This window comes from Nonomuraea sp. NPDC001684, assembly GCF_053596515.1.
In genome coordinates this window covers 141,641-148,233 of sequence record NZ_JBSFGJ010000001.1, presented here as the reverse complement: position 1 = coordinate 148,233, position 6,593 = coordinate 141,641, and the positions used below count along the sequence as shown (strand labels likewise).

At 71.5% G+C, this 6,593-nt stretch carries 8 protein-coding genes; 6 read left to right on the top strand and 2 right to left on the bottom strand.

Features of this window, described 5'->3' with window-relative positions:
- The coding region (locus ACWCSD_RS00795) for a LysR substrate-binding domain-containing protein (protein ID WP_449912243.1) at positions 1 to 582 on the top strand (582 nt) is incomplete at its 5' end.
- A gap of 43 nt (positions 583 to 625) precedes the next feature.
- Here ACWCSD_RS00795 and ACWCSD_RS00790 read toward each other — a convergent pair.
- Entirely contained in the window at positions 626 to 1,486 is an 861-nt protein-coding gene (locus ACWCSD_RS00790) for an EamA family transporter (RefSeq protein ID WP_397154608.1), read from the bottom strand.
- 241 nt (positions 1,487 to 1,727) lie between these two features.
- Between ACWCSD_RS00790 and ACWCSD_RS00785 the strand changes: the two genes are divergently transcribed.
- The 5 genes from ACWCSD_RS00785 to ccsA all read left to right on the top strand — a co-directional run bounded on the left by ACWCSD_RS00785 (position 1,728) and on the right by ccsA (position 6,227).
- Positions 1,728 to 2,366, top strand: coding sequence for a histidine phosphatase family protein (locus ACWCSD_RS00785; RefSeq protein WP_358290273.1), 639 nt, complete (start codon positions 1,728 to 1,730; stop codon positions 2,364 to 2,366).
- Positions 2,367 to 2,437: 71 nt separating this feature from the next.
- Positions 2,438 to 3,001 carry a TlpA family protein disulfide reductase gene (locus ACWCSD_RS00780; protein WP_357966320.1) on the top strand — a complete coding sequence of 188 codons (564 nt, stop codon included), beginning with the start codon at positions 2,438 to 2,440 and terminating at the stop codon, positions 2,999 to 3,001.
- Complete coding sequence (locus ACWCSD_RS00775; RefSeq protein ID WP_364327320.1) at positions 2,994 to 3,716, top strand: cytochrome c biogenesis CcdA family protein; 723 nt, start codon at positions 2,994 to 2,996, stop codon at positions 3,714 to 3,716. Before ACWCSD_RS00780 ends, ACWCSD_RS00775 begins: the two co-directional genes overlap by 8 nt.
- A complete protein-coding gene (gene resB / locus ACWCSD_RS00770) occupies positions 3,716 to 5,278 on the top strand; it encodes a cytochrome c biogenesis protein ResB (protein ID WP_449912239.1) in 1,563 nt (520 codons plus the stop codon). The genes ACWCSD_RS00775 and resB overlap by 1 nt, the downstream gene beginning before the upstream one ends.
- Positions 5,268 to 6,227, top strand: a complete 960-nt coding sequence (gene ccsA, locus ACWCSD_RS00765) for a cytochrome c biogenesis protein CcsA (RefSeq protein WP_449912237.1) — start codon at positions 5,268 to 5,270, stop codon at positions 6,225 to 6,227. The genes resB and ccsA overlap by 11 nt, the downstream gene beginning before the upstream one ends.
- Here ccsA and ACWCSD_RS00760 read toward each other — a convergent pair.
- Positions 6,224 to 6,511 (bottom strand): PLDc N-terminal domain-containing protein, encoded by a 288-nt coding sequence (locus ACWCSD_RS00760; RefSeq protein WP_352322521.1) that lies wholly within the window; start codon positions 6,509 to 6,511, stop codon positions 6,224 to 6,226. The two genes, ccsA and ACWCSD_RS00760, sit on opposite strands and share 4 nt — an antisense overlap.
- Between the last annotated feature and the right edge of the window lie 82 nt (positions 6,512 to 6,593).

Genomic DNA, 6,593 nt, shown 5'->3' with positions numbered 1-6,593 from the left:
CTCAAGAGGCACCACCCCGACCTGCGCGTGCAGCTCTACGAGCGCGAGCCGGAACGGGTGCTGCGCGAGGTGGCCAGGGGCGAGCTGGACCTGGGCGTGATGCAGGACTGGCTCAACCGGCCCATCGCCATGCCCGAGGGCCTGTCCAGGGCCACGCTGCTCGACGACGTGGCCGACGTCGCCATCCCCGCCGACCATCCGCTGGCCGGGCGCAGGGAGGTGGGGCTGGCCGAGCTGCACGGCGAGCGGTGGATCAGCTCGTCGCCCGGCACGGTCTGCCACGACTGGCTGGTCTTCACGCTGCGCAACGCCTCGCTGGAGCCGGAGATCGCCTGCATGGCCGACGAGTACCCCACCCAGCTCGCGCTGGTCGCCGCCGGGCTCGGCTGCGCGATCGTGCCGCGCCTGGGCCGCGACTGCGTGCCCGACGGCGTGCGGCTGGTCCCGATCATGCCGCGGCAGACGCGCCGCATCTACGCGGTGTGGCGCACCGACGCGGCCCGCCGTCCCGCGATCAGGGCCACGGTCGAGGCCCTGATCGGCGTCAGCCGCGAGCAGGAGAACGCCTGGGCGGTCAGCTGAGCACCCGGCTGCGCACCCTGCCGTGCACCCTGCCGGGCCGCGCTCAGCTGAGCGCGATCGCCACCACGCCGCCGAGGATCACGCCCGCCGCCAGCAGCCGCCGCCGCAGGTCGCCCTCGGCCAGCAGCCGCCCGCCGAGCAGCACCGCGATCAGCACGCTCACCTCGCGCGCCGGCGCCACCACGCTCACCGGCGCCATCGTGAACGCGATCAGGACCAGCAAATACGACAGGAAGATCAGGAACGCCGCCCCCACGATCCGCGACCGGTGCTCCCGCCACACGGACCCGACCAGCCGCCGCCTGGCCCCGGCGACGAACGGCGTGAGCGCCAGCGCCCGCCCGACCTCCCCGAGGTAGTTGAGCATGATCGGCGCCACCGCGAACGCGCTGACCACCTGCGAGTCCCACACCGTGTACCCGGCGATGAACAGCCCCACGACCAGCCCCGACACCAGCCCCCGCAGGTCGCCCCGCCCGGCCGCGCCGCCGCTCATCATGAACACCCCGACCCCGACGAGCACGATCCCGGCCACGCCGGCCGGCGCCGGGTGCTCGTCCAGGAACAACACGGCGACCAGGCTGGCCAGCATCGGCCCCGTCCCGCGGGCGACGGGGTAGACCAGCGACAGGTCGCCCGCGCCGTAGCCGCGCTGGAGCAGCACGAAGTACCCCAGGTGCAGGGCCGTGCTGCCGCAGATCACCGCCAGGTCGCCCCACGACAGCCGGGTCCCCGTGACCAGCAGGAACCCGGCGAACAGCGGGCTCCACACCACCGTGGCCACGACCCCGATCAGCCAGAGGAAGACGATGCCGTCGGCCTGGGCCGCCTTCTTGCTCAGCAGGTTCCAGGTGGCGTGCGCGACGGCGGCGACGAGAATGAGGACCAGCGCCCAAGGGCTCATCCGGGCGACTCCTTCCAGGGGTGACGGAGAGGAGCCTCCAGGCTTTTGTCCCGTCAGCTGTACGGCCCGGCGGGCCGCGGCGCCGCTCGGACCTGTCTTCCGGCCCTGGTTGTGTGACGGGGGAGGCGGACCGGACGCGGAACCCTAGGCGCAGTCGTCCCGACCATACCTCCGCGCGAAATGCCGGACCAGGCAGCCCCTGACTATGACCGGCATCGAAACGGATAGGCTGTGGCACACCATGGCTGAAACCACCGTCGTCCACCTTTTGCGCCACGGTGAGGTGCACAATCCCGGCGGCATCCTGTACGGCAGGCTGCCCGGCTACCACCTGTCCGACACCGGCAGGCTCATGGCCGAGACGGTCGCCAAGGCCGTCGGCGGCCGCGACATCGTCGCCGTCCACAGCTCGCCGCTCGAACGCGCGCTGGAGACCGCGGCCCCGCTCGCCGACAAGCTCGGCCTCGACGTGACCAAGGACGACCGCCTGCTCGAAGCGGCGAACATGCTGCAGGGCCGTCCGGTCGGCCAGGGGCTGGCCATCCTTCGCAACCCGCGCAACTACCGCTATTTCTGGAACCCGCTGCGCCCGTCGTGGGGCGAGGCGTACCCGGCGATCGTGGCGCGCATGAAGGCGGCCGTCGACGACGCCAGGGCGGCCGCGCGCGGGCACGAGGCCGTGCTGGTCAGCCACCAGCTCCCGATCTGGACGATCAGGATGGCCGCCGAGGGCCGCCGGCTCTGGCACGACCCGCGCCGCAGGCAGTGCGCGCTGGCCAGCCTCACCACCTTCACCTTCGAGGGCGACCGCCTGGTCAGCGTCGGCTACAGCGAGCCGGCCGGGTCGCTGAGTTCGGGGCCGTCGATACCAGGGGCCTGATGTCGGGGCCATGTCTGCCCGCCGGTAGAGTTGCAAGCTCTACCGGTTGTAGTACAAGGAGATCATCCTCCGTGCGCGCGACGTCCATCTCCCTCGTTCTCCTGGCGGCGCTGGCCGCGGGCTGCGCGGCAAACCAGAGCGGGCAGCCCCAGGTGGGCGACACCCGGTTCGTCGCGGGCGACGGCAAGATGCAGGTCTTCGACGCCGCCGACCGCAAGGCGGCCCCGCCGGTCGAGGGCCCCACGCTCGACGGCGGCACGGCCTCGCTGGCCGCCCACAAGGGCAAGGTCGTGGTGATCAACTTCTGGGCCTCGTGGTGCGGCCCGTGCCGGGCCGAGGCGCCGGTGCTCAAGGAGGTCGCCGCCAAGACCAAGGGCGACGTGCAGTTCATCGGCATCGACTTCAAGGACCGCCAGGCCGACGCCCTCGCCTTCGAGCGCACCGAGCAGACCGGCTACTCCCACATCTTCGACCAGCCCGGCAAGGTCGCGCTGTCCTTCCAGGGCACCGTGCCGCCCGCGGCGATCCCGTCCACGCTGGTCATCGACAAGCAGGGCCGCATCGCGGCCAGGGCGCTCGGGGCGGTCAAGTACACCGACCTGATGAACACGGTGACCAAGGTGCGCGATGAGTGACGTCGTCGCCTCGGGCTCGTTGCTGCTCGCGGTGCCGATCGCGCTGCTGGCCGGGGTGGTGTCGTTCCTGTCGCCGTGCGTGCTGCCGCTGGTGCCGGGCTATCTGTCGTACGTGACGGGCATGAGCGCCGACCCCAAGCGGGGGCGGCTGGTGCTCGGCACGGTGCTGTTCGTGGCCGGGTTCGCGCTGGTGTTCGTGCTCAGCGGCGCGCTGTTCGGCGGGCTCGGCTCGATCATGCTGGGCAACGCCCAGGTCATCACGCGGGTGCTCGGCGTCCTGACGATCCTGCTCGGGCTGGCCTTCCTCGGCGTGCTGCCCGGCCTGATGCGCGACGTGCGCATCCACAAGCTGCCGGCCGCGGGCCTGGCCGGCGCGCCGCTGCTCGGCGTGGTGTTCGGCCTCGGCTGGACGCCGTGCATCGGCCCCACGCTGGCCGTCGTGCTCACGCTCGGGCTCAACGAGGGCAGCGCCTCGCGCGGCGCGCTGCTGGCCGTGGCCTACGCGCTGGGCCTCGGGCTGCCGTTCGTGGCCGCCGCCCTGGCCTACAGCAAGGCCCTGCGCACGTTCCAGGCCGTGCGCAAGCACACCCGGCTGATCACCAGGATCGGCGGGGGCATGATGGTGGCCGTCGGGCTGCTGCTCGTCACCGGACTGTGGGGTGCGATGATCGCGGCCATGCAGGGGCTCATCGGCGCGTTCGAGCCGGTGATCTGATGAGCGTCGACGAGCTGGTGCGCGAGGAGCGCGAGCCGCGGCAGGCCAGGCTGGGGCCGGTCGGCTGGCTCCGGTGGGGCTGGCGCACCCTCACCTCGATGAAGACCGCGCTGATCCTGCTCTTCCTGCTGGCGCTCGGCTCGATCCCGGGCTCGCTGGTGCCCCAGCGCAGCGTCGAACCCGACAAGGTGGCCCAGCTCTACCAGCAGAACCCCACCCTGGCCGAGTGGTACGACCGCTTCCAGCTCTTCGAGGTGTTCACCTCGGTCTGGTTCGCCGCCGTCTACCTGCTGCTGTTCACCTCGCTCGTCGGCTGCATCATCCCGCGCACCGCCACCTACCTGCGCGAGCTGCGCCGCAAGCCGCCCGCCGCGCCCAAGAACCTGTCCCGGCTGCCCCACTCCGACTCCTTCGAGGGCGACCTCACGGTGGAGGAGGCCGCCGGGCGGCTGCGCAGGATGCGCTTCCGCGTCGTCACCGGCGACGGCTGGGTGGCCGCCGAGAAGGGTTACCTGCGCGAGACCGGCAACCTGTTCTTCCACGTCGCGCTGATCGGCATCCTGCTCGCCGTCGGCTTCGGCTCCCTGTACGGCTACCGCGGCAACGTCCTGGTCGTGGAGGGCGACGGCTTCGCCAACACCGTGGCCGCCTACGACAGGTTCATCCCCGGCAGCCGGGTCTCGGCCGAGTCGCTCCAGCCGTTCTCGTTCGAGCTGACCGACTTCAAGGCCACCTACCAGGTCGAGGGCGACAAGAAGGGCCAGGAGCTCGACTACTCCGCCTACCTGAAGGTGCACGACGAGCCCGGCGCGCCCGCCCGCGACTACGAGCTCAAGGTCAACGACCCGCTGGAGGTCGACGGGACGCAGACGTACCTGATCGGCCACGGCTACGCGCCCGTCTTCAAGGTCACCGACGGCAAGGGCCAGGTCGCCTACGAAGGGCCCGTGGCCTGCCTGATCGACCAGAAGGCCACGCTGACCTCGTCGTGCGTCGTCAAGGCGCCCGACGCGCAGCCGTCCCAGCTCGGGTTCCTGCTGCGTTTCCTGCCCACCAGCGTGCCGCTGACCGACGGCAACTACGCCTCGGCCTTCCCCGGCGAGCTCCAGCCGCAGGTGCAGCTCCTCGGCGGTTACGTGGGCGACCTCGGCATGCGGTCGGGCAAGCCGCAGTCGGTCTACAAGATCCTGCCGGACGAGCTCGACGGCAAGGTCGTGCCCGTCGTGCGGGGATCGTTCGCGACCAAGCCGCTGTCGGTGGGGGAGTCCGCCGAGCTGCCCGGCGGGGCGGGGAAGCTGGAGTTCACCGGCGTCAAGGAGTGGATCACGCTCCAGACCGCCTACGACCCCGGGCGCGTGCCCGCGCTGATCGCCGCGGCCGTCGCGGTGGTCGCCATCGCGCTGTCGTTGATGATCCGCCGCCGGCGCGTCTGGGTGCGGGTCAGGGAAGGGCGGGTCGACGTGGGCGGCCTGACCCGTACCGAGGGCTCCGCGGCGGGCTTCGCCGAGGAGTTCGCCGAGATCGTCAAGGCTCTATCAGCAGGAGAACAGCATGTCCGCTGAGCAATTGGCCGGGCTGAGCGACAACTTCGTCGTCGGCGCCGTCCTGCTCTACATCATCGCCATGGTGGGCTTCGCGATGGAGCTGGCCTTCGGAAGGGCCGTCCTGGGCAAGGCGGCCGTGAAGCGGGCCGCCCGGCAGCCCGTCACGGTCGGCGCACCCTCCGAAGGCGACGCCGGGCCCGAGGCCGAGGCGCCCGCCGCCGATCCGCTGCCTGTCCTGGCGGGCGGGGCCAGGGCCGGGCGGGTCGCGCTCGTGCTGGCCTGGATCGGGTGGGCCGCCAACCTCGGCGCCATCATCACCCGCGGCCTGGCGGTCGGCCGGTGGCCGTGGGGCAACATGTACGAGTTCGTGGTGGCCATCTGCTTCGCCGCCGTGACCGCGTTCCTGTTCACTCAGGTCCGCCAGAACGTGCGGTTCCTGGGCGCGTTCGTCATGATCGCCGCCACGCTCGGCCTCGGGTTCGCGGTCAAGGTGCTCTACACGGCGGCCGGGCCCGTGGTGCCGGCGCTGAACTCGTACTGGATCGCGATCCACGTCACCGCGGCGATCCTGGCCAGCGGGCTGTTCACGCTGGCCGGCGTGTCGGGCGTGCTGTTCCTGGTGCGCGGCGAGGGGCTGTCGCGCCTGCCCAGCCGCGACGACCTGGAGCGGGTGGCCCACCGCGCGATCGTGCTGGCCTTCCCGCTGTGGACGTTCGCCGTCATCGCCGGCGCGCTCTGGGCCGACCGCGCCTGGGGCCGCTACTGGGGCTGGGACCCCAAGGAGGTCTGGTCGTTCATCACCTGGGTGGCGTACGCGGCCTACCTGCACGCCAGGGTGACGGCCGGCTGGCGGGGCAGGGCCGCCATGATCGTGCAGCTGCTGGCGTTCGGGTGCCTGATCTTCAACCTGGTCGGCGTCAACATCTTCATCTCCGGCCTGCACAGCTACGCCGACGTCAGCGGTTAGTCCTCGCCGCGCATCCGCCGGTCGAGATCTCGCAGGAAGTCGGGGTCGTCGTCCGGGCCCTTCGGCGCGCCCGGGCCCGGCGGCACCGGCCACGGGTCGCGCTCGGCCCTGGGCCGCCCGCGCAGCATCCAGATCACGCCGCCGAGCAGCGGGACCAGCACGACGATGAGGACCCACAGCGCCTTTGGTACGTTCCTGACCTCTTCCTCGGGTGCGGTGATGACGTCGAAGAGCGAGAAGAGCCAGAAGGCCAGCAACGCCAGGCCGATCAGAACACCTGCCATGCCCGAACTGTAAGCCATCCGCGACGTGATCGTGTCGGACGATGTCCCGTTTCGGATGACTCGGGAAGATCGGCGTCGTACC